The 2,142-nt window shown below is 61.7% G+C and carries 3 protein-coding genes; 1 reads left to right on the top strand and 2 read right to left on the bottom strand.

The genetic code is table 11. From position 1 onward, the window contains the following. Positions 1–662, bottom strand: a 662-nt coding sequence (locus EN914_RS33110) for an aminotransferase class I/II-fold pyridoxal phosphate-dependent enzyme (RefSeq protein WP_127389572.1), incomplete at its 3' end; no start/stop codon positions are given. A gap of 125 nt (positions 663–787) precedes the next feature. Here EN914_RS33110 and EN914_RS33105 point away from each other — a divergent pair. After that, entirely contained in the window at positions 788–1,246 is a 459-nt protein-coding gene (locus EN914_RS33105; protein ID WP_024501498.1) for an Lrp/AsnC family transcriptional regulator, read from the top strand. A gap of 50 nt (positions 1,247–1,296) precedes the next feature. On the opposite strand, the gene EN914_RS33100 is transcribed toward EN914_RS33105, so the two are convergent. Continuing rightward, a partial coding sequence (locus EN914_RS33100) for an ABC transporter substrate-binding protein (RefSeq protein ID WP_164779098.1) occupies positions 1,297–2,142 on the bottom strand: 846 nt, incomplete at its 5' end.

Genomic DNA, 2,142 nt, shown 5'->3' with positions numbered 1-2,142 from the left:
CCCAGCAATGTGTTGTCGCACACGATGATCGGCGTTGACCCTTGGCTCGCGCCGATCTCGTCGGCGATCTTGCGCATCAGCGCGAGGTCGACCAGGCTGTTGGTCGGGTTTGACGGCGTCTCGATCAGGATGACCGACACGCGGCCTTTCGCGACGGCCGCGTCGGCGGCCGTGCGCACCGCCGACTCATCCACGCCATCCGCGAAACCGACAGCACCGATGCCAAAACCGGAGAGCGTGCGCGTCAAAAGCGTCTCCGTGCCGCCGTAGAGTGGCTGCGAATGCAGGATGACGTCGCCCGGACGGGCATAGGCGAGCAGTGTCGTGGCGATCGCCGACATGCCCGATGAAAACAGGATACAGGCATCCGTCCCCTCATAAATCGCCAGCCGGTCCTCGACGATCTCGCTGTTGGGATGATTGAAGCGCGAATAGACCAGGCCGGAGGCGGTGCCGCTCGGCGGCTCCTTCCTGCCGGATGTGTAGTCGAAGAAGTCGCGTCCCTCCTCCGCCGACTTGAACACGAAGGTCGAGGTCAGGAACACCGGCGGCTTGACGGCGCCCTCCGACAGCTGCGGATCGAAGCCATAGCTCAGCATCAGCGTCTCCGGATGGAGCTTGTGGTTGCCGATATGGGTCTTCGACGGGCGTGGCGCGGTCATGGCTTTTCCTGCCTGTTCGAGTGAAATAGTGAACGGCAATTTATGCGATCTCGTTCCGCCAGTCCTTGCTATTTTTGGGCTCACATGGCTGCATCCCCGCAACAAATTGCCTGGAGACACCGAAAGTGCAGCAGAAGATAGCCGACGATTTCGACCTGAAAATCCTGCGTGAGCTGCGGGCCGACGCCCGCATCACCAACAACGAGCTTGCCGAGCGCATCGGCCTGTCGCCGTCGCCCTGCCTGAGGCGTGTGCGGCGGCTGGAGGAGACCGGGGTCATCAGAGGCTACACCACGCTGGTCGATCCCTCAGCCTTCGGCTGGAGCATGGTCGCCATCGCCACCATCCGGCTCAGCCGCCAGAACGAAGACGAGATCGTGATGTTCGAGGACGCGATCCGCGGCTGGGAAGAGGTGCTGGAATGCCACCTCGTCACCGGTTCGCGCGACTATGTGCTGAAAGTGGTGACGGGAAGCCTCGAACAATACGAGCGCTTCATCAAGGAAAAGATCGCGCGGCTGAAATGCGTCGCCTCGATCGAGACCAGCTTCGTCATGAACACCATAAAGGAACGGCGCCTCTGACATTTCTGCCGGAGGCGCCGCTTTCTGGATAGATGTGTTGCCGGCTAGGCTTACTTGACCGCTTTGTCGGTGATGGCGGTGGTGTAGGCGCCGGTCGGCTCCTTGGTGATGATCTTCTGGTCGAGCAGCGCCTTGGCGGTGCGCTCGTAGGTCGCCGGGTCAAGCTTGCCGTCGGCATTGTCGATCAGCTTGGCGACTTCGCTCATCATGCGCTTCTGGTGGTTCTCGTCCTGACCGCCGCCGTCCATGACGATGCCTGCGGCTTCGTCATTGTTGTCGATGGCATATTTCCAGCCCTTCATCGAGGCGCGCACGAAACGCACCATCTTGTCTTCGAAGGCCGGATCCTTGAGCTTGTCTTCGGACGCATAGAGCCCGTCCTCGAGCAGGTCGTTGCCCATGGCCGAGTAGTTGAACACGGTCAGCTGTTCCGGCTTGTAGCCGGCGTCGATCAGTTGCCAGTATTCGTTGTAGGTCATGACCGAGATGCAGTCCGCCTGCTTCTGGATCAGCGGCTGCACGTCAAAACTCTGCTTGAGCACCGTGACGCCGTCCGGGCCGCCCTCGGTCTTCAGGCCGAGCTTGTTCATCCAGGCGTAGAACGGATACTCGTTGCCGAAGAACCAGACGCCGAGCGTGTGACCTTTGAAGTCGGCTTCGGTCTTGATCGGGCCGTCCTTCGGGCAGACCAGCTCCATGCCGGCCTTCTTGAACGGCTGGGCGATGTTGACCAGCGGCACGCCCTTTTCGCGGGCAGCCAGCGCACCGCCCATCCAGTCGACGATAACGTCGGCACCACCGCCGGCGATCACCTGCTCGGGCGCGATATCGGGACCGCCCGGCTTGATGTCGACGTCGAGACCCTCGGCCTCATAGAAACCCTTGGCCTTGGCGAC

The organism is Mesorhizobium sp. M7A.F.Ca.CA.001.08.2.1 (assembly GCF_003998455.1).
Classification (GTDB): domain Bacteria; phylum Pseudomonadota; class Alphaproteobacteria; order Rhizobiales; family Rhizobiaceae; genus Mesorhizobium; species Mesorhizobium ciceri.
The sequence above is the reverse complement of the archived record's forward strand: the minus strand, read 5'-3'. Positions and strand labels throughout refer to the sequence as shown.